This window comes from Solirubrobacter pauli, assembly GCF_003633755.1.
GTDB classification, from domain to species: Bacteria; Actinomycetota; Thermoleophilia; order Solirubrobacterales; family Solirubrobacteraceae; genus Solirubrobacter; species Solirubrobacter pauli.
This window is the reverse complement of sequence record NZ_RBIL01000003.1, coordinates 265395-285366: the sequence shown is the minus strand read 5'-3', so window position 1 is coordinate 285366 and position 19972 is coordinate 265395. Positions and strand designations below refer to the sequence as shown.

Genomic DNA, 19972 nt, shown 5'->3' with positions numbered 1-19972 from the left:
GCGGCGGGTAGCTTTCCGCCGCGATGACTGCGCTCCCCCGATGGATGGAGCCCCTGCTCGAAGCGGGGGAGATGCGTGAGCTGGATCGCTGGGCGATCAACGAGAAGCAGGTCGGCGTCGACGAGCTGATGGAGCGGGCGGGCGAAGGGCTCGCCGGCGTGGTCGCGCGGCGGGCGCCCGCGGGCCGGATCGCGATCGTCTGCGGCAAGGGCAACAACGGCGGTGACGGGATCGTCGCCGCGCGGCTGCTGCGCCAGGCCGGCCGCGAGGTCGAGGTGCACGCGGTGTGGCCGCCCGAGTGGATGGGCGAGGACGCGCAGCGGCAGCTCAAGAAGCTGCCCGGCCCGCAGCCGATCCCGTTCGAGGCGGGGCGGCTGAACAAGGCCCACGTGATCGTCGACGCGCTGCTCGGCACCGGCTCCTCCGGCGTGCCGCGCGAGCCCGCGGCCGGCGTGATCAAGGAGATGGAGGCCGCACGGGCCCCGGTGATCGCGGCGGACATCCCTTCCGGCGTGGACGCGACGACCGGCGAGGTGGCCGGGCCCGCCGTGCACTGCGTGGCGACGGTCGCCTTCCACCGGCCCAAGCTCGGCGTGTGGATCCGTCCCGGGAAGGCGTACGCGGGTGACGTCGAGGTCGTCGAGATCGGCATTCCGCGCGGTGGGCCGGCGCGCCCCGACGCCGGCCTGATCGGCGCGGGCGTCCTGCGGGACATGCCGCGCCGCGCGTCGGAGTCGACGAAGTTCTCCAGCGGCAACGTCTTCATCGTCGGCGGATCACGCGGGCTGACGGGCGCGCCGTCGATGAGCGCGTTGGCCGCGATGCGCGCCGGGGCGGGCTACGTCACGGTCGGCGCACCGGCAAGCCTGGAGCTGAGCTTCACGGTGAGGCTGTTGGAGGCGATGATGGTCGGGCTGCCCGAAGACGGGTCAGGCCACCTCGATCCGTCCTCAGAGGAGCAGCTGCTCAAGGCGATCGGGCGCGCGGACGCCGTCGTGCTCGGCCCGGGGCTGTCGAAGGACCCGGGCGCGCAGTCGCTCGTGCGCGCGATCGTCCCGCGGATCGACGTGCCGCTGGTGATCGACGCCGACGGGCTCAACGCGCTGGTCGGGCATGTCGAGGCGATCCTGCCGCAGCGCCGCTGGCCGACCGTGCTGACCCCGCACTCGGGCGAGCTGGCGCGGCTGCTCGACACCACGTCGGAGGAGGTCGAGCGCTCGCGGCTCCGTCACGCGCGCGAGGCGGCGGCGATCACCAAGGCGTTCGTCGTCCACAAGGGCGACGACACGCTGGTGGCGGCGCCGGACGGGCGCGTAGCGATCTCGCGCGGGCGCGCGCCGGGCCTGGCGACGGCCGGCACGGGCGACGTGCTGGCCGGCGTGATCGGCGCGATGCTCGCCAAGGGCATGCCCGTCGCCCAGGCGGCCTGCGCGGGGGTGTACGCGCACGTGCGGGCGGGGCAGATCGCCGCGGCGCCGCACGGACCGGACGGCGTGATCGCGTCGGACGTGATCTCGGCGCTTCCGGCCGCCTTGAGCGCCTAGGATCTCCGCCTCACATGGCGCTGACGGTTCGCGACATCATGGAGACGCAGGTCCCGCCGGTCTATCCGGACGACCCGATCGAGCACGTGGTGCGTGTCCTGCGCGACCACGAGCTTCCCGGGGTGCCCGTGATCAACGAGGGCGGGCGCTGCGTCGGGATCATCACCGAAGCCGACCTGATCCTGGCCGGCGAGACGGAGGACCTGCACCTCCCGCACTACATCGAGCTCTTCGGCGGCATCGTCTTCCTCGAGTCGACGAAGAAGTTCGAGGAGCGGCTGCGCAAGGCGATCGGGGCGACCGCCGCCGACGTGATGACCGAGGATCCGCTGACGATCGACCCCGAGGCGTCCGTCGCCGAGGCCGCGCGCACGATCGCCCGGGCCAAGCACAACCGCCTGCCGGTGGTCGAGCACGGTCGGCTGATCGGGATCGTCACGCGCGTGGACGTGCTCGACGCGCTCACGGCGGAGTAGCGACGAGCCGTGCGGGCGCTCGCGCGCATCGACACCGGCGCGATCGAGCGCAACTGCGCCCGGCTGGCCGCGCTGGGGCCGCTGTGCGCGGTCGTCAAGTCGAACGGGTACGGGCACGGGGCCGTTGCCGCGGCGCGGGCCGCCCAGCGCGGGGGCGCGGCCTGGTTGGCCGTGGCGACCGCGAACGAAGCGGCCGAGCTGCGGGCGGCAGGTGTCGACGGGCCGCTGCTGGTGCTGGGTGCGCTGGCGCCGGAGGAGCTGCGGACCGCGCTCGCCGCGGAAGCGGACGTGGTCGCGTGGCGCGAGGACTTCGTCGCGGGGCTGCCGCGGTCGGCGCGCGTGCACGTGAAGCTGGACACCGGCATGGGGCGGCTCGGCACGCGCGACCCCGCCGAGGCCGAGCGGGTGGCGGCCGCCGCGGGCGACCGGCTCGTGGGCGTGATGACGCACTTCGCGACCGCCGACGACGATCCCGCCTTCATGCGCGAGCAGCTGGACCGGTTCGTGCCCTGGGCTGACCGGTTCGGGGTGATGCGGCACGCGGCGAACTCCGCGGGCGCGCTGGCCGAGCCCGCCGCGCGGCTGGACCTGATGCGCTGCGGGATCGCCATCTACGGCCTGGACCCGTTCCACCGCGACCCCGCCGACCACGGGCTCGAGCCGGCGCTGTCGCTGGTCAGCTACGTCGCGGAGGTCAAGCGCGCGCGGGTCGGCGACAGCGTCGGCTACGGACGGCGCTTCATCGCCGAGCGCGACACCTGGATCGGCACGATCCCGATCGGCTACGGCGACGGGTACCGGCGCGGGCTGACCGGGCGCGGCGAGGTGCTCGTCGACGGTCGCCGGGTCCCGCTGGCGGGCACGGTGTCAATGGACAACATCACCGTCGACCTCGGTGACGAGCCGGTCGAGCGCGGTACCGAGGCGGTCCTGATCGGCCCGGGCCTCCCGGCCGAGGACATGGCGGCCAAGCTGGGCACGATCAACTACGAGATCACGTGCGGCTTGACGGCCCGCGTGCCGCGCGAGTACGTAAAGGCCCAGGGCCTTTAGAGATGAGCGAGGCGCTCGAGATCGCGCGGACGGCGCTTGCGGGGGAGACCGCGTGGCTGGTCGGCGGCGCCGTGCGCGACGCGCTGCTGGGGCGCGAGACGGACGACGTCGACCTCGCGATCCCGGGCGACCCGAAGCGGGCGGCGCGGGCGATCGCGAAGGCGTCCGGCGGCACGTCGTTCCAGCTCAGCGGCGCGTTCGGCGCGTGGCGCGTGGTCGCGCCCGAGCACGCCTGGCACGTGGACCTGGTGACGCTGCGCGACGACGACATCCTCGCCGACCTCGCCATCCGCGACTTCACGATCAACGCGATGGCGCAGCCGCTCGGCGGCGGCGAGCTCGTCGACCCGCACGGCGGGCGGGAGGACCTGCAGCGTCGCGTCGTGCGGATGGTGTCCGCACAGGCGCTCGAGGAGGACCCGCTGCGGAGCCTGCGGGCCGTGCGGATCGCGGTCGAGCTCGAGTTGGAGATCGACCCGGCCACGGGCGCGGCGGCCGCCGAGCATGCGAGCGGGATCGCCCGCGTGGCTTCCGAGCGCGTGTTCGCCGAGCTCAAGCGCGTCGTCTCGGCCGACGCGGTCCGGCGCGGACTCGACGTCATGGAGGCCTACGGGCTCACGCAGGTCGTGCTGCCCGAGCTCGTCGAGCTGCGCGGGGTCGAGCAGAGCCGCTTCCACCACGCCGACGTCTACGACCACACGCTCGAGGTGCTCGACAGCGTCGCGCTGCTGCAGCGCGATCCCGTCGCCGCGGGGCTGGACGAGGGCGTGCGGGACCTGCTGGCCGAGCCGCTCTCGGACGACCTCACGCGCGGCGAGGCGCTGCGCTGGGCGGCGCTGTTGCACGACGCCGCCAAGCCCGCCACGCGCGGCTTCCACGGCGGCCGGGTCACGTTCATGGGCCACGACGCCGCGGGCGCCGAGCTCGTGCGCGACGTCCTCGGCCGGCTGAAAGCCTCGACGCGGCTGCGCGACTACGTCGCCGCGGTCACGCTCCACCACCTCGACGCCGGGTTCCTCGTGCACGAGCGGCCGCTGGACCGGCGCGCGGTCTGGCGCTACCTGCGCGCCACCCAGCCGTGGAGCGCCGACACGACGATCTTCACCGTCGCCGACCGCCTCGCCACCCGCGGCGACAACGCCGGCCCCGCGATCGAGGCGCACCTGGAGGTCGTGCGCGATCTGCTGGCCGCCGCCCGCGAGGAGGACGCCGCCGGCCCGATCCGGCCGCTCGTCCGCGGCGACGAGCTGATCAAGGAGGCCGGGGTGCCCGCCGGCAAGCAGCTCGGCACGATCCTCGCCCAGCTCGAGGAGGACCGCTACGCGGGCGCCATCACCACGCGCGAGGACGCGCTCGAGCGCGCGCGGGAGCTCGCCGGGTGATCGCCTTCGGCGGCGCGGGCGTCGAAGCCGAGCTCGCCCGCATCGTCAACGCCGCCTACGAGACCGGGGAGGTCGGCATCTGGCGGCCCGGCTGGCAACGCGTGACCGCCGACCGCATGCACGAGCTCGTCGCGGCGGGCGAGATCGCGGTCGCGTGGGACGGCGACACCCCCGTCGGCTGCGTCCGCGTCCAGCGCCTGGACGAGCGGACCGCGATGTTCGGCATGCTCTCGGTCGACCCGGCGGCGCACGGCTCCGGCCTGGGCCGCGCGCTGATCGCCTTCGCCGAAGGCGCCTACGACGTCGCCGAGATGGAGCTCGAGCTGCTCATCCCCCGCGGCGCGCCGCACCCGAGCAAGGTCCGGCTGCACGACTGGTACTCGCGGCTCGGCTACCACCAGACCGGCCGCCGCGACTTCGAGGAGCCGGACCTCACCCGCCCGGCCGACCTCTTCGTCTACCGGAAGACCCTGTGCGCGGTCACGCCGTAGCGGTCGCGCCGGCCGCGGCGTGGCACCCGCACGAGTCGCGGTGCACGAAGGTCGCGTCCAGGCGCTCGTGGCGGATCGGCGCCGACGGGTCCTCGAGGCGTGAGAGCAGCAACTCGACCGCGCGTGAGCCCAGCTCGCTCGTCGGCTGGCGGATGACCGTCAGGCGCGGGGCGAAGAGGTCGGCCCACTCGAAGTCGTCGAAGGCCACGAGGGCGATGTCGTCGGGAACGCGCAGGCCGCGTTCGTTGATCGCGCGCAGGAGGCCGATGGTCATGAAGTTGTTGCCGCTGACCACGGCGGTGGGCGGCTCGTCGAGGTCCAGGAGGGCGTGCATGGCCTCGCGGGCCTGGTCGCGCTGGGAGCCGCCGTCGGCGACGAGATCGGGGTCGAAGGGCACGCCGGCGCGGTCGAGCGCCATCCGGTATCCGCGGACGCGCTCGTCGGTGGTGGACAGGCCCGGGATGCCGATGGCCATGGCGATCCGCGTGTGGCCGACCTCGATCAGGTGGTCGACGAGCTTCGCGGTGGGCTGCTCGTTGTCGCAGCCGACCTGGTCGAGCGGGACGTCGAGGAAGCGGTCGAGCAGGACGACCGGCACCTCGGCCGACTCGAGCCAGGGGAGCGTCGTCTCCAGCGCGCCGACCGAGGGCGCGAGCAGCAGGCCGTCGACCTGGCGCTCGGCGAGCGTGCGCACGATCCGCAGCTCGTGCTCGGGGTCCTCACGCGTGTCGCCGAGCAGCAGGGTGTGGCCGGCGACGCCCGCGGCGGCCTCCACCGCGGCCACCACGTCCATGAAGTACGGGTTCGAGAGGCCCGAGATCGCGAGCCCCAGCGACTGCGTCCCACCGCGGGCAAGGGCGCGCGCCAGCGTATTGGGCCGGTATCCGGTGCGATCGATCGCGGCCTGCACCGCGGCGCGGGTGGCCTCGCTGGCCGGACGGGTGCCGTTGATCACGTGCGAGACCGTCGTCACGGAGACGCCCGCGAGCTTCGCGACCTGGGCCATGGTGACCACCCCAAAAGTGTAAACGAGTTGCGCAAGCGCTTGCGCGCAAGCGCTTGCGCCAGTACCGTCCTTGGGCATGAGCGTGCACCCCGTCATTGCCGAGGTCACTACGCGCATCGTCGAGCGATCGGTAGAGAGCCGTTCCTCGTACGTCCAGCGGATGCGTGCGGCGGCGGCCGAAGGTCCCGCCCGTGGAGCGTTGGGCTGCGCGAACCTCGCGCACGGCTTCGCCGCCTGCGGACCGGACGACAAGGCCCACCTGATGGGCGCCGAGCGCCGCAACGTGGCGATCGTGTCGTCCTACAACGACATGCTCTCGGCGCACCAGCCGTTCGAGCGCTACCCGTCGATCTTGAAGAAGGCCGTGCTGCAGGCCGGTGGCGTCGCGCAGATGGCCGGCGGCGTGCCGGCGATGTGCGACGGCATCACGCAGGGGCGCGCCGGGATGGAGCTCAGCCTCTTCTCGCGTGACGTCGTCGCCATGAGCACGGCGATCGCGCTCAGCCACGACATGTTCGACGCCGCGCTGATGCTCGGCGTGTGCGACAAGATCGTGCCCGGGCTGCTGATCGGCGCGCTGTCCTTCGGCCACCTGCCGACGGTGTTCGTGCCCGCGGGCCCGATGCCGTCCGGCCTGCCGAACACCGAGAAGGCGAAGGTCCGCCAGCTCGCCGCCGAGGGCAAGGTCGACCGCGTCCAGCTGCTCGAGGCCGAGGCGGCCTCGTACCACAGCGCCGGCACGTGCACCTTCTACGGCACCGCGAACTCCAACCAGCTCGTGCTCGAGGCCATGGGCCTGCACCTGCCGGGCGCGAGCTTCGTCAACCCCGGCACGCCGCTGCGCCGTGCGCTGACCGAGGCCGCGGCCGCCGCGGCGCTCGAGTGCGCGCCGATCGGCGAGATCGTCGACGAGCGCGCCGTGGTCAACGGCGTCGTCGCGCTGCTCGCGACGGGCGGCTCGACCAACCACACGATGCACCTGGTGGCCATGGCCGCTGCCGCCGGCATCACGCTCACGTGGGACGACTTCAACGACCTGTCGGCGGTCACGCCGCTGCTCGCCCGCGTGTACCCCAACGGCAGCGCCGACATCAACCACTTCCAGGCCGCGGGCGGCATGCCGCTGTTGATCGGCGAGCTGATCGACGCCGGCCTGATGCACCCCGACGTGCACACGGTCGCCGGGTACGGCCTCGGCCACTACCGCGACGAGCCGTTCCTGCGGGAGGACGGCACGCTGGACTGGCGCCCCGCCGAGCGGCAGACGCGCGACGCCTCCGTCCTGCGCGGCACCGCCGACGCCTTCAGCGCCGACGGGGGCATCCGCGTCCTCGACGGCGCGCTCGGCCGCGCGGTCATGAAGGTCAGCGCGGTCGCGCCCGAGCACCGCGTCGTCACGGCCCCCGCCCGGATCTTCGACGACCAGGCCGACTTCCTCGCCGCCTTCGACCGTGGCGAGCTGTTCCGGGACCTCGTCGCCGTGGTCCGCTTCCAAGGCCCGCGCGCCAACGGGATGCCCGAGCTGCACAAGCTCACCCCGGCGCTCGGCGTGCTGATGGACCGCGGGCACCGCGTCGCCCTCGTGACCGACGGCCGCATGTCCGGCGCGTCGGGCAAGGTCCCGGCCGCCATCCATTGCACCCCCGAGGCCGCCGCGGGCGGGCCGCTGTCACGCCTGCGTGACGGCGACCTCGTCACGGTCGACGCCGAGTCGGGCCGGTTGGAGGTCGACGTCGACCTCGGCCAGCGCGAGCCGGCGCAGCCCGACCTCGCCACGCACGGCACCGGCCGCGAGCTGTTCGCCGCGTTCCGCGAGCGCGTCGGCCGCCCCGACGAGGGCGCCTCGGTCTTCTCTTCGGCTCCTCCCCAGGCGGTGATCGCATGACAACCCAGATGGCTCTCAGCGTGGAAGAGCTCGTCGCCCTGGCCCCGGTCGTCCCGGTGGTCGTGGTCGACGACCTCGAAGACGCCGTTCCGCTGGCCGCCGCGCTGGTGCGCGGCGGCCTGCCCGCCATCGAGGTGACGCTGCGCACGCAGCCGGCGCTCGCGGCGATCGAGCGGATCGCGAACGAGGTCCCGGGCGCCTACGTCGGCGCCGGCACGGTCACGACGGCCCAGCAGGTCGACGACGCGCTGTCGGCCGGCGCGCGCTTCCTGGTCTCCCCGGGCGCGACCCCGACGCTGCTGGACGCGATGCAGGCGAGCGGCGTGCCGTTCCTCGCCGGCACGGCGACGCCCTCCGACGTGATCGCGCTGCTCGAGCGCGGCATCACGCACGCGAAGTTCTTCCCCGCCGAGGTCAACGGCGGCACCAAGGCGCTGAAGGCGTTCGCGGGCCCGTTCCCGCAGATGCGCTTCTGCCCGACGGGCGGGATCGACCTGGCGAAGGCGCCGGACTACCTCGCGCTGCCGAACGTCGTGTGCGTGGGCGGCTCGTGGATGACCAAGGGCGACGTGGAGCGGCTCGCGGCCGAAGCCGCGGCCCTACCAGTTCAGTAGCCCGCGTTCCTCGAACACGTCGAACAGCTGGTCGACGTCGGCCCCGAGGGCCTCGGGGCTCGAGGCGTACTGCTCGCTGAGCGCGTCGACGAGCTTCTCGTAGCTCGTCCCGGCGACGAGCGCACCCCACAGCGGGCTCCCCGCCTCGCGCGCGGCCAGGCACAGCGCCGAGTGCTCGTCGATCGCCACGATGTCACCGTCTACGTCGTTCCATCCCCCGGACGTCATGCCAGAGATGATGGGCGGTCGGGCCGGAGAACGGGCCGTACGAACGTCCAGTCGATCGACGGGTCCTAGCCAACCAGCCAGAGGTGCTGGTACGGCGCCAGGACGACGAAGTCCTGGTGGGCCTCGACCGGGCGCCCGTCCACCGCGCCCGCGGCCTCGTCGAGCTGGAACCCGTGGTCATGCAGCACCCCGAGCCCGACCGGCTGGGGGTCGGCGGTGAAGTTGCCCAGCACGAGCAGCCGCTCGCCCGCCTGCGCGCGGCCCAGGCCGAAGACGTGGTCGTTGCCGGTCCACAGCGGCTGGACCGTGCCCTGCACATGGATCGCGCGCGTCGCGCGCCGCGCCTCGATCAGCCGCCGCAGCCCCGCCCACAGCTGCCCCTCGACGGTCGCCGCGTCGTGGCGGCGCTCCGCGGCCGTCCAGTCCATCGCCGGCCGGTGCATCCAGCGGTTGTCGTCGGCCTTGTGCGGGTCCTCGAGGTAGGCGGTGTCGTTGCGCAGGCCCAGCTCGTCGCCCATGTAGATCAACGGCAGCCCGCCGTGCGCGAAGGCGATCGCGTACAGCAGCAGGACGCGGCGGATCGCGAGCTTGCGCGCGCCGTCGTCGGGCGCGGACTCGAGCCCGGCGAGCGAGGCGCACGTGCCGGACGTGCGCGCCTCGCCCGTGCGCGGGTCGGGTTGGAAGCGCGCGCCACGCGCGAACGAGCCCGGGAAGTCGCCGGCGTACCAGTCGGCGAGGAAGCGCCGGTGCAGATACGCGTCCTCGCCGACGCGCGCCGCGTCCTCGGGGGTGATCGCCCAGCCGATGTCGTCGTGGCAGCGCACGTAGGTGAGCCACCCGGCGCCCGGCGGCACGGGCGGCATCGCCAGCAGCGTGGACGTCATCAGCCCCACGCGTCCGCTCGCGAGCGCGCTCCACAGCAGCACCATCAGCACGTTGTGGTACGCGAGGTCGCACTCCTTGCCCTCGTGCTTGCCGGTCCCGAGGTAGGGGACGAGGTCCTGCGGGGCGACGATCGCCTCGGCCTTGAAGGCCACCGCGGGGGCCGCGATCCGCATGGCCGCGCGGAAGGCCTGCAGCAGCTCGTGGACCTCCGGCTGGTTCTGGCAGTTCGTCCCGAGGCGCTTCCACAGGAACGGCGCCGCGTCGAGCCGCAGCACGTCGACGCCCACGCGCGCGAGCCCCAGCATCGCCTCCGCCATCGCCACGAACACGTCCGGGTTCGTGTAGTCGAGGTCCCACTGGTAGGCGTTGAACGTCGTCCAGACCCAGCGCTCGTGCTCGTCCGACCACGTGAACGAGCCGGGCGCCGTGTCCGGGAACACGTCGGGCAGCGTGCGCTCGTACGCGTCGGGCCCGTCCCGGTCCGGGAACGTGCGCAGGAAGGCCGGGTCGCGGGCCCACGGGTGCTCCGCGGCGACGTGGTTGAGCACGAGGTCCACGCACAGCGCCATCCCGGACGCGCGCAGGTCGTCCGCGAGCGCACGCAGGTCGTCGAGGCTGCCGAGGGCGGGGTCCACCGCCCCGTAGTCGACCACCGCGTACCCGCCGTCGTTGGGCGCGGGCCGGGCCGCGAGCAGCGGCATCAGGTGCAGGTACGTGACGCCGAGCTCGCGCAGGTACGGGAGGCGCTCGCGCACGCCGGCGAGCGTCCCGGCGAACCGGTCGACGTAGGTGACGTACCCGACCGCGTGCTCGCGCTGCAGCCAGTCGGGCGTGATCTCGCGCTCGTGATCCAGCATCCGAAGCTCGCGCGAGCGCCCCGCGGCGGTCTCGGCGATCGCGCGCAGCAGCCGCCGCCACGCGTCGGCGAACCGCGGGTCGTCCCCGTACAACGCCACGAGCGGGTCACGCAGCTCGGTGAAGAACCGCTCGAAGCGGACCGCGAACGCGTCGTCGCCCGCGACGTCCGCCGCCTCGAACTCCGCGCGTACGTGGGCGCGCATCGCGTGGACGTTCTGCACGGCGGCTTAGTCGCGCAGCTCTTTGATGATCTGGTGCGTCATCGTGTCCGCCTCGGATGCGCTGCTCGGGGAGGCCACCTCGCCGGCCAGCCGGTCGGCGATCTCCTGCGTCCAGTCGTGCGTCTGGAGCAGCAGGAAGCGCAGCATCGCGATCCGCAGGTAGCGCTCGGTCTCGGTGCCGCCACCGCCGAGGCCGGCCTCGCGCAGCGCGTCGACGACCGGCTCGTACTCCTCGGTGAACCACAGCTGGGCGAGCTCCTGGCGTGGGATCACCCGCTCGCGCTCGAGGCTGACGCGGTAGCCCCAGCCCTCGACGAGCGTGGCGAGCTGCGCGTACCGCCACTCGTCGGACAGCTCGATCCGGCGGCGCTGCTCCGGGGGCAGCGGGACGCGCTCGTGGAAGACGCGCTCGTGGCGCTTGAGCGGCAGGTCGGCCATCTGCAGCTCGCGGCCGGCGCCGAGCTTGGTGCGCACCTCGGTGACGCGCGCGTTGATGTCCTTCTCCTTCAGGGCGCGGGCGACCGACACGCGGTGGTGGCCGTCGCGCACGAAGTGCAGGTCGCCGATCCGGAAGACGTCGATCGGGGGCATCGCCTCGCCGCGCTTGCGGGCCTCGGCGATCCGCTCCCAGCGGCCGCGCGTGCCGGGGGAGGGGCGGAAGTCGCGGTCGAACTCGCCGCGCCGGCGGTCGACGGTGCCGACGATCGAGTCCAGCGGGATCACCTGCTCACCGAGGTCGACCCGGCTGGTCGCGCCGAGAGCGGCCACCACCTCGTCGAACGGCAGCATCGCGCTGACGTCGTTGGCTTCGAAGCGCAGGCGGGACGCGAGGCGCGCCAGCACCCGCCGCCGACGCTCGCGGTCGAAGGCGATCTTCGCGTCCTCTCGGGGCATTCCCGTGCTCACTGCCTACGACATCATGCCTGAGGTCATGGAAGCCGTCATCTTCAGCGGTCTGCAGGCCGCGGGCAAGACGACGCTCTATCGCGACCGCTTCCTCGAGACGCACGCCCGGATCTCGATGGATCTGCTCCGCACCCGCGCCCGCGAGGCGGCCTTCCTGCGGGTCTGCTTCGAGACCCGCACGCCGTTCGTGGTCGACAACACGAACCCGACCGTCGCCGAGCGTGCGCGGTACGTGCAGCCCGCTCGGGAGGCGGGCTACAAGGTGATCGGCTACCTCGTGGAGGTCGACCACGCGGTCGCGGCGGGGCGCAACCTCGCCCGGGAGCGCAAGGTGCCCGCCGCGGGCCTGCGTGACGTCGCCCGGCGGCTCGTCCGGCCGACGCCCGAGGAGGGCTTCGACGAGCTCTGGCACGCGACCGCCGGCCCCGACGGCTGGCGGATCGAGCCGCTGCTCACGACACCGCCGCTGTTCTGAGCACCTCGTCGATCGCGGCGAGCGTGTCCGGCGTCAGCCGCACGTCCGCGGCCGCGGCGTTCTCGTGCACCTGCTCGGGCCGCGTGGCGCCGACGATCACCGACGTCACGTTGCGCTGGTGCAGCACCCAGGCGAGCGCGAGCTGGGAGAGCTTCACCCCGGCCTGGTCGGCGATCGGCCGCAGTGCCTGGACGGCGGTCAGCGTCGCGTCGTCGAGCCACTGCTGGATGAAGCGGTTCATGGTCTTGTTGGCGGCGCGCGAGTCGGCGGGGACCTTGTGCCCCGGCAGGTACTTGCCGGTGAGCACGCCCTGGGCGAGCGGCGACCACACGATCTGGCTGATGCCGTTCGCCTCGCAGACCGGGATCACCTCGGCCTCCGGGCGCCGCCACAGCGCGCTGTACTGCGGCTGGCTGGAGACGAACTTCGCCACCCCCGGTAGCGCCAGCGCCGCCTCGATCCTGTCCGCCGGCCACTCGCTGAAGCCGATGAACCGCGCCTTGCCCGCCTCGACGACCTCCGTCAGCGCGCCCATCGTCTCCTCGAGCGGCACCGTGTCGTCGTAGCGGTGGCACTGGTAGAGGTCGACGAAGTCGGTCTGCAGCCGCGCAAGCGACCCGTCGATCTGCTTGAGGATCTGGGTGCGCGAGAGCCCGCGGTCGCGCGGGCCCATCGGGAAGTAGACCTTCGTCGCGAGCACGTACGCGTCGCGCGGGTAGTCGCGCAGGATCTCGCCCCACGCGGTCTCCGCGGCGCCCGTCCCGTACACGTTGGCGGTGTCGAACAGCGTGATGCCGGCGTCGAACGCCGCCCTCGTGCACGCCTCGGTCTGCTCGCGCCCGATCCCGCCCGAGTACGTCAGCCACGACCCGAGCGCGACGCTGGAGACCTCCAGCCCGCTGTCGCCCAGCTCCCGTTGCTCGATCATGCCGCGGATCAAAGCACGGCCGCACCTGCCGATGACACGGGGTATGGCCAGTCGTGTTCTCGGCGTGCTGCGCGGGCAGCCGATCGCCTTCCTCGCGTTGTTCGTCGCCCTCGGCGGCAGCTCGTACGCCGCCGTCAGCGCGGGCAAGATCGGACAGGGCGACGTGATCGTCGGGTGCGTCGCCAAGGACGGGAAGCTCCGCGTCGTGGCGAGCGCGTCGCGCTGCACGGGCAAGGAGACGGCGATCTCCTTCAACCGCGAGGGCCGGCCCGGGCGGGACGGGCTCGACGGCGCCGCGGGCGCGCGCGGCAGCGACGGCGCGCCGGGACCGGTCGGAGCGACCGGCGCCGCGGGCCCGGCCGGCCCGGCGGGGACGACCGGGCCCGCCGGACCCACGGGCGCGTCCGGTCCCGCGGGCCAGTCCGTGACCGCCGCCGCGGAGCCCGTCGGCGCGAACTGCCCTGCCGGCGGCGTGAAGTACACGTCCGCGAGCGGCTCGCACTACGTCTGCAACGCCACCGCGGAGACGAGCGCGTCGGTCCTCGCCAAGCTGCTGGCGGTCGACGGCTCAGGCTCCGGCCTGGACGCCGACACCGTCGACGGCTTCAACGTCGGCGCGCTGTTCGGCACCGGCAGCCAGGACACGACGATCGGCGCGAGCGGCGGGGCCGCGGACTGCTACATGGGCCAGGTCGAGCTGACCGCCAACACGTACCCGCCGCCGGGGTACATGTTCGCCGCGGGCCAGACGCTGGCGATCAGCCAGTACTCGGTGCTGTACTCGCTGCTCGGCGTCAACTACGGCGGCAACGGCACGTCGACCTTCCGGGTCCCCGACCTGCGCAAGCAGGCGCCCGGCGGCACGGCCTACATCCTCTGCTACCAGGGCGTCTACCCGTCGCGCCCCTGACCGCCGGTAGGGTCACGGGCGGTGTCCAAGCCGAACTTCGTGTACCTGCACTCGCACGACACCGGCCGGCACGTCGGGCCGTACGGCTCTGCGGTGGCGACGCCGAACATCCAGCGGCTCGCCGACCAGGGCGTGCTGTACCGGCAGGCGTTCAGCGCGGCGCCCGTGTGCTCGCCGAGCCGTGCGGCGCTGCTGACGGGCGAGTTCGGGATGCGGGGTCTCGCGCATCGAGGGTGGCGGCTGCCCCATCCGGAGCATCACCTGGTGCGCGCGCTGCGTGCGGCCGGGTACGCGACGGTGATGGTCGGCGAGCAGCACGTGATGCCCGACCCGCGGGAGATCGGCTACGACGCGATCCTCGACGGACCGGTCGCCGACCGCGCGGCTGAGTGGTTGCGCTCGGCGCCGCCGCGGCCGTTCTTCCTGTCCGCCGGATTCCAGGAGACGCACCGGCCGTTCCCGGACGTCGACGGGGAAGCGCCGCCACCGCCGCACCTGCCCGACGTGCCCGTGATCCGGCGCGACATGGCCGGCTTCCACGCGAGCGCGGCCGCCCTCGACGCGCACGTCGGCACGGTCCTCGACGCGGTCGGCGACGACACGCTCGTGATCCTCACCACCGACCACGGGCTCGCGTTCCCCGGCGCGAAGGCCACGCTGACCGACCGTGGCATCGGCGTGATGCTGATCATCCGCGGCCCGGGGTTCGGCACCGGCACGGTCTCCGACGAGCTCGTCTCCCAGGTCGACCTGTTCCCGACGATCTGCGAGCTGGCGGAGATCGAGCGGCCCGGATGGCTGCGCGGCCGCAGCCTGCTGGACCCCGAGCGCAACGAGGCCGTGTTCGCGGAGATGACGTTCCACGCCGCCTACGAGCCGCAGCGCGCGATCCGCACCAGGCGGTACAAGTACATCCGCCGGTTCGACAACGGCCACGAGGGCCCCGTGCTCGTGAACATCGACGACAGCCCGAGCAAGGACTACCTGCTCGCCCACGGCTTGGCGGACCGCACGCCGGCCGCCGAGGAGCTCTACGACCTCGTGTTCGACCCGGGGGAGGCGAGCAACCTCGCCGGCGATCCCGCGCACGAGGGCACGCTGAACGAGCTGCGCGGTCGGCTGCTCGAGTGGATGGCCGAGACCGGGGACCCGCTCCTGCAGGGCCCGGTCGAGCCCGAGGAGGGCGTCGAGATCAACCTGCCGAGCCAGCGCTCGCCGGACGAGCCGACCATCGTCGTGGAGCGCCCGTGACCGGGCTCGTCCTCCAGACGCAGGGCGACGCACCCGCCGGTCTGCTCGAAGGCTGGGCCGCACGCCGCGGGTTCGCCCTGGACACGTTCCGCGTCGACGGGGACGCGCCGTGGCCCGAGCCCCGCACCTACGACTTCGTGGCCGCGCTCGGCTCGAGCGCGAGCGTCGCGGGCGGCGGACCCGCGTGGGTCGCGAGCACGATCGACCTGCTGCGCGCGGCCGACGCCGCCGACGTCCCCGTGCTCGGCATCTGCTTCGGCGCCCAGGCGCTGGCCGTCGCGCTCGGCGGGTCGGTCCACACGCTGCCGGCGCCCGAGGTCGGCTGGGTCACCGTGCGCAGCCACGACGCCGAGCGGATCCCGTCCGGCCCGTGGCTGGCCTGGCACGAGGACGGCTTCACGCTGCCGCCGCTCGGCTACGAGCTGGCCGCGAACGCGTTCGGCTGCCAGGCGTTCTGCCACCAGCGCCACCTCGGCGTGCAGTTCCACCCGGAGGTGACCGCGGACATCGTCGCGGGCTGGGCGAGCAGCGACCACGAGGACATGGCACGCGCCGGGGTGACGGCCGACGACCTCGACCCGGCGCCGTATGCCGAGCCCGCCGCGCGCGCCGCCGACGTGCTCTTCGACGGGTTCGCCGCCCGCGCGGGCCTCGTGGCTGTAGCCTCCGGCGCGTGAAGCACGAGCACACCCACCACGTGGCCGCGGACGCCGACAAGGTGTACGCCGCGCTCGCCGACATCCGCAACCTGCCGCACTACGTGCCGCAGATGACCAAGGCGGAACCCCACGACGGGGACAAGGTGACCGTCGAGGCGCGCTATCAGGGCCACACCCAGCACGGCGAGGGGTGGTTCAAGACCGACGAGTCCAAGCGTCGGATCGAGTGGGGCGCTGAAGGCAGCGACTACCACGGCTGGCTCCAGGTCGACCCGGACGAGGAAGGCTCGCGGTTGACGCTCTACGTCGCGACGGTCCACGGCGACGCGCCCGACCCCGAGGTCATGGGCACGCTCGACGCGATCCGCCGCCTCGTCGAAGCCGACGTCTAAGTCCCCCTCGTCACAAATCCGCACCCCTCGCGGTATTGAGGGGTGTGGACGCGTGGACCGATGAACGCCTGCTGATCGAGACGCCGGTGCGTCCGGCGGCGTTCGGCGTGTTCTACCGCCGCCACGAGGCGTCGGTGCTCGGCTATTTCATGCGGCGCGTCCGCAACGCGGAGGTCGCCGCCGACCTCGCCGCGGAGACGTTCGCGTCCGCGCTGCTCGGCGCCGCCGACTACCGGCCGGAGCGTGGCGCGGCGGTGGCCTGGCTGTACGGGATCGCCCGCCACCGGTTGATGCGCTCGTTCGAGCGCGGCCGGGTCGAGGACCGCGCGCGCCGCAAGCTCGCGATGCCACCGCTGGAGGTCGACGACGAGCTCGTCGGGCGGATCGAGCGGCTCGCGGGGGAGGAGCGGGCGTTCGAGCTGCTCGAGCAGCTCCCGGACGCGCAGGCGGAGGCCGTGCGCGCGCACGTGATCGACGAGCGCTCCTACAAGGACATCGCCGCCGCGGTCCAGGTGTCCGAGGCGGTCGTGCGCAAGCGCGTGAGCCGCGGGCTCCTGACGCTGAAAGGCCTCCTGTGAGCCTGTTCCCCCAGCTCGAGTCGGCGCTGGACGCGGCGGCCGAGCGTCGCTATCCGCGGCGCCGGCAGCGGTCGTGGGCGCGCTGGGTGGGCGCGCCGGTGGCGGCCGTGTGCGCCGCGGCCCTGGTCGTCGCGCTGACGCAGCACGACGAGGCGTCCGCACCGGCGGCCGCGCCTCCGCCGTTGACCGTCCCGCGGGCCACGCTCGCGCAGTCGCGGGCGCTGGTCGCCGCGCCGACGCCCGAGTGGCGCTCCCTCGGCACCCGCATCGCGCACGACCAGCTGCCGATCGTGGCGGCGGAGATCGCGGCGCGCGTGCCGTATCCGCCCGGCGCGGGCGAGTCGATGGACTGGGCGGGCACGCCCTCCAGCGCGGCGAACATGGGCTCGATCAGCGCCCGCGTGGACGTGCAGTTCCTCGTCGAGTACCGCGCCGCGTGCACCTGGGCGCAGTTCTGGGTGTTCACGCAGCAGGCCGGCGACGCGCCGGCACGAACGGCCGCGACCGCGGTCCTGCAGGACATCCCGCACTGGCCGGCGCTGCGCGGCTCGCTGCGGGACCCGTACGAGCGCACGGTCGGCTGGTCGCTCAACGCCAGGGCCGCGGCGGCCGGTGATCCAGCGCCGCTGCGCCAGTACGCGCAGGGGAGCTGCGGTCGCGTCCCGTCGCCGTACGCGGCCGCCATCCGCTGAGCGCTCTACCGTGCGCGGCTGTGGCCGCGGATGATCTAGCTGAGGCGCTCGAGCAGCGGGACGAGCTGCTGATGGCATGCCGGGAGGTGCTGTTGCGCATCGGCACGCGCGAGTCGTCGTCGCTCGTCGCGGCCATCGACGCGCTCCTGGACCTCGACGACGAGGCCAGCCCGGGGTCTCAGCGCTGACCACCGCCCCCGGTTCAGGGGGTTTCGTCACCGTTTGGCACGACACTCGGCATAACGCGCGCGATACTCGCCGCCATGACTACCCGCCGTCGTTGGGACGCTGAAACCATCCACGCCACCCTCGAGCCGATCGTCGCGGAGCTCGGTCGCTTCCCGAAGCGCGAGGAGCTCTCCGCTCGTGGCCTCTCTGGTCTGAGCACCGCCATGGGCAAGCTCGGCGGTGTAGCCGAGTGGCGCAAGCGCTTCGCGGACGCCGCTCCGGCCGCTCCCGCCGCCCCTGAGGCCCCGACCGCCGTCGAGGTCGTCGAGGTCGTCGAAGTCGTCGAGGTGCCGTTCGAGGCCATCGCCGAGCGCGCCTACTACATCGCGCTCGAGAACCAGGGCGGCGACCCCGTCGACCACTGGCTCACGGCGGAGCGCGAGCTCGCCGGCACCGCTGCCTAGCACGGGTCGCACGGCCGTCCGGGCCACCCGGACGGCCGAATTATGGAACCTTTGAGACAGCGGTTATCAAGGCTTCGGGACCCGTGCCGATCATGGGTCCATGACCCAGATCGCCGCCGTTCTCATCCTGTCCGGTGCCGTCGCGTTCTTCGCGATGATGGCCTGGGCCGGGCAACACCACTCTTAGCCTCGATCGCCACGTCGCGCCCGCTAGCGTAAGGGCACGACGTGGCCGACGACGACGCAGCTATCACCTTTGCGGACCTAGCGCTCCGGGAGGAGCTGCTCACCGCCCTCAACCACCTTGGTTATGAAGAGCCGACGCCGATCCAGCGCGAGGCGATCCCGCCGCTGATCGAGGGTCGCGACCTGCTCGGGCAGGCCGCCACCGGCACGGGCAAGACCGCAGCGTTCGCGCTGCCGGTGCTCCAGCGCCTGGAGACGAACCGGTCGGACACGAACCCGGCGGCGCTCGTGCTCGTGCCGACGCGTGAGCTCGCGATGCAGGTCTCCGAGGCGATGCACAAATACGGCCGCGGGTTGCGCACGCGCGTCCTGCCCGTCTACGGCGGCCAGCCGATCCGCATGCAGCTGCGCGCGCTCGAGCGTGGGGTGGACGTGGTCGTCGCGACCCCCGGCCGCGCGATCGACCACCTCAACCGCGGCACGCTGGACCTGAAGTCGGTCGAGACCGTCGTGCTCGACGAAGCCGACGAGATGCTCGACATGGGCTTCGCCGAGGACCTCGAGGCCCTGCTCGACGCCGCGCCCGAGAGCCGCCAGACCGTGCTCTTCTCGGCCACGATGCCGCCGCGGCTGAACGGGATGGTCTCGCGCCACCTGCGCGAGCCCGAGCGGATCGAGATCGGCCGCGCCGACGTGGAGGCCGAGGCCAAGCGCGTCCGCCAGGTCGCGTACATCGTGCCGCGCGCGAACAAGCCGGCGGCGCTCGGCCGGCTGCTCGACGTCGAGCAGCCGACGGCGGCGCTCGTCTTCTGCCGCACGCGCGACGAGGTCGACACGCTCACGGAGACGCTCAACGGCCGCGGCTACCGCGCCGAGGCGCTGCACGGCGGCATGTCCCAGCAGCAGCGCGACCGCGTGATGAGCCGGCTGCGCTCCGGCAACGCCGACCTGCTGCTCGCCACCGACGTCGCCGCCCGCGGCCTGGACATCGACCTGCTGACGCACGTCGTCAACTACGACGTGCCGTCCTCGCCCGAGACGTACGTGCACCGGATCGGCCGCGTCGGCCGTGCCGGGCGGGAGGGCACCGCGATTACGCTCGCCCAGCCGCGCGAGCACCGGATGTTGAAGACGGTCGAGCGCGTCACCAAGCAGAAGATCGCGGTCGAGAAGATCCCGACGGTCGCCGACCTGCGTGCGCGCCGGCTTGAGCTCACGCGCGCCGGCCTGGAGGAGTCCCTGCTCGACGACGGCGACCTGGACCGCTTCCGCGTGGTCGTCGAGACGCTCGCCGAGTCCTACGACCTGATGGACGTCGCGGCGGCCGCGATCAAGCTCGCCCACGAGGCGAGCGGCGGCCCGGGCGACGACGAGGAGGAGATCCCGGACATCCCGGCTCCGCGCGGCGACCGCCCGGAGCGTGGCGCCAAGCGGCCCGACCGCGGCGGCAAGCGCGACAGCAGCGGCATGACGCGCATCTTCATCGGCGCCGGCCGCGTCGCGGGGATCCGCCCGAAGGACCTCGTCGGCGCGATCACCAACGAGGCCGGGTTGACCGGACGCGACATCGGCGGCATCGAGATCGCCGACCGCTTCTCGCTCGTGGAGGTCCCCGAGGGGTCGGTGGACGGCGTGATCACGGCGCTGCGCGGCACCACGATCAAGGGCAAGAAGGCGACCATCCGGCGCGAGCGCTTCGCGAGCCCCCGGCGTTAGCCTA

General features: G+C 73.3%; 22 protein-coding genes. 17 read left to right on the top strand and 5 right to left on the bottom strand.

Annotated features, from left to right (window positions below):
- Positions 1–23: 23 nt before the first annotated feature.
- From C8N24_RS33070 to C8N24_RS33050, 5 genes are read left to right on the top strand one after another with little or no spacing between them, the layout of a single operon-like run.
- Complete coding sequence (locus C8N24_RS33070) at positions 24–1544, top strand: NAD(P)H-hydrate dehydratase (RefSeq protein ID WP_121258665.1); 1521 nt, start codon at positions 24–26, stop codon at positions 1542–1544.
- 14 nt (positions 1545–1558) lie between these two features.
- Positions 1559–2020: a CBS domain-containing protein gene (locus C8N24_RS33065; RefSeq protein ID WP_121258663.1), complete on the top strand. Its 462-nt coding sequence runs from the start codon at positions 1559–1561 to the stop codon at positions 2018–2020.
- A gap of 9 nt (positions 2021–2029) precedes the next feature.
- Positions 2030–3073 (top strand): alanine racemase, encoded by a 1044-nt coding sequence (alr, locus tag C8N24_RS33060; protein WP_121258661.1) that lies wholly within the window; start codon positions 2030–2032, stop codon positions 3071–3073.
- A 2-nt stretch (positions 3074–3075) separates the two neighbouring features.
- On the top strand, positions 3076–4455 hold the full coding sequence (locus tag C8N24_RS33055; protein ID WP_121258659.1) for a CCA tRNA nucleotidyltransferase: 1380 nt from the start codon (positions 3076–3078) through the stop codon (positions 4453–4455).
- Positions 4452–4946: a GNAT family N-acetyltransferase gene (locus C8N24_RS33050; protein ID WP_211340258.1), complete on the top strand. Its 495-nt coding sequence runs from the start codon at positions 4452–4454 to the stop codon at positions 4944–4946. The genes C8N24_RS33055 and C8N24_RS33050 overlap by 4 nt, the downstream gene beginning before the upstream one ends.
- Here the strand turns inward: C8N24_RS33050 and C8N24_RS33045 are convergent.
- Positions 4936–5952 carry a LacI family DNA-binding transcriptional regulator gene (locus C8N24_RS33045; protein WP_245972064.1) on the bottom strand — a complete coding sequence of 339 codons (1017 nt, stop codon included), beginning with the start codon at positions 5950–5952 and terminating at the stop codon, positions 4936–4938. The genes C8N24_RS33050 and C8N24_RS33045 overlap by 11 nt on opposite strands.
- Before the next feature lie 76 nt (positions 5953–6028).
- On the opposite strand from C8N24_RS33045, the gene edd reads away from it, so the two are divergent.
- Together edd and eda are read left to right on the top strand one after the other, a co-directional pair.
- Positions 6029–7837, top strand: coding sequence for a phosphogluconate dehydratase (gene edd, locus C8N24_RS33040; protein ID WP_121258655.1), 1809 nt, complete (start codon positions 6029–6031; stop codon positions 7835–7837).
- An 8-nt stretch (positions 7838–7845) separates the two neighbouring features.
- Positions 7846–8451, top strand: coding sequence for a bifunctional 4-hydroxy-2-oxoglutarate aldolase/2-dehydro-3-deoxy-phosphogluconate aldolase (eda, locus tag C8N24_RS33035; RefSeq protein WP_211340257.1), 606 nt, complete (start codon positions 7846–7848; stop codon positions 8449–8451).
- Here the strand turns inward: eda and C8N24_RS33030 are convergent.
- From C8N24_RS33030 to C8N24_RS33020, 3 genes are all read right to left on the bottom strand, one after another.
- Positions 8437–8679, bottom strand: a complete 243-nt coding sequence (locus tag C8N24_RS33030) for a PqqD family protein (RefSeq protein WP_121258651.1) — start codon at positions 8677–8679, stop codon at positions 8437–8439. The genes eda and C8N24_RS33030 overlap by 15 nt on opposite strands.
- 65 nt (positions 8680–8744) lie before the next feature.
- Positions 8745–10625, bottom strand: coding sequence for an alpha-amylase family protein (locus tag C8N24_RS33025; RefSeq protein WP_211340256.1), 1881 nt, complete (start codon positions 10623–10625; stop codon positions 8745–8747).
- Positions 10626–10649: 24 nt separating this feature from the next.
- Positions 10650–11549, bottom strand: coding sequence for a hypothetical protein (locus C8N24_RS33020; RefSeq protein WP_211340255.1), 900 nt, complete (start codon positions 11547–11549; stop codon positions 10650–10652).
- 25 nt (positions 11550–11574) lie between these two features.
- Here C8N24_RS33020 and C8N24_RS33015 point away from each other — a divergent pair, with 25 nt between their 5' ends.
- Positions 11575–12024, top strand: coding sequence for an AAA family ATPase (locus C8N24_RS33015; RefSeq protein WP_121258736.1), 450 nt, complete (start codon positions 11575–11577; stop codon positions 12022–12024).
- On the opposite strand, the gene C8N24_RS35255 is transcribed toward C8N24_RS33015, so the two are convergent.
- Entirely contained in the window at positions 12002–12949 is a 948-nt protein-coding gene (locus C8N24_RS35255) for an aldo/keto reductase (protein WP_121258734.1), read from the bottom strand. The genes C8N24_RS33015 and C8N24_RS35255 overlap by 23 nt on opposite strands.
- Before the next feature lie 46 nt (positions 12950–12995).
- Between C8N24_RS35255 and C8N24_RS35500 the strand changes: the two genes are divergently transcribed.
- From C8N24_RS35500 to C8N24_RS32970, 9 genes are all read left to right on the top strand, one after another.
- Complete coding sequence (locus C8N24_RS35500) at positions 12996–13862, top strand: phage tail protein (protein WP_147448117.1); 867 nt, start codon at positions 12996–12998, stop codon at positions 13860–13862.
- 21 nt (positions 13863–13883) lie between these two features.
- Positions 13884–15113 carry a sulfatase family protein gene (locus tag C8N24_RS33000; RefSeq protein WP_121258647.1) on the top strand — a complete coding sequence of 410 codons (1230 nt, stop codon included), beginning with the start codon at positions 13884–13886 and terminating at the stop codon, positions 15111–15113.
- Positions 15110–15790 (top strand): type 1 glutamine amidotransferase, encoded by a 681-nt coding sequence (locus C8N24_RS32995; protein ID WP_170179593.1) that lies wholly within the window; start codon positions 15110–15112, stop codon positions 15788–15790. Before C8N24_RS33000 ends, C8N24_RS32995 begins: the two co-directional genes overlap by 4 nt.
- Complete coding sequence (locus C8N24_RS34500) at positions 15787–16164, top strand: SRPBCC family protein (RefSeq protein WP_170179592.1); 378 nt, start codon at positions 15787–15789, stop codon at positions 16162–16164. The genes C8N24_RS32995 and C8N24_RS34500 overlap by 4 nt, the downstream gene beginning before the upstream one ends.
- 44 nt (positions 16165–16208) lie before the next feature.
- Entirely contained in the window at positions 16209–16742 is a 534-nt protein-coding gene (locus tag C8N24_RS32985; protein WP_170179591.1) for an RNA polymerase sigma factor, read from the top strand.
- Complete coding sequence (locus tag C8N24_RS32980) at positions 16739–17434, top strand: hypothetical protein (RefSeq protein WP_121258641.1); 696 nt, start codon at positions 16739–16741, stop codon at positions 17432–17434. The genes C8N24_RS32985 and C8N24_RS32980 overlap by 4 nt, the downstream gene beginning before the upstream one ends.
- A 20-nt stretch (positions 17435–17454) precedes the next feature.
- Positions 17455–17622: a hypothetical protein gene (locus tag C8N24_RS34495; protein WP_170179590.1), complete on the top strand. Its 168-nt coding sequence runs from the start codon at positions 17455–17457 to the stop codon at positions 17620–17622.
- A 75-nt stretch (positions 17623–17697) separates the two neighbouring features.
- Positions 17698–18066, top strand: coding sequence for a DUF2934 domain-containing protein (locus C8N24_RS32975; protein WP_121258639.1), 369 nt, complete (start codon positions 17698–17700; stop codon positions 18064–18066).
- Positions 18067–18294: 228 nt separating this feature from the next.
- Positions 18295–19968 (top strand): DEAD/DEAH box helicase, encoded by a 1674-nt coding sequence (locus C8N24_RS32970; protein ID WP_211340253.1) that lies wholly within the window; start codon positions 18295–18297, stop codon positions 19966–19968.
- Positions 19969–19972: the final 4 nt, after the last annotated feature.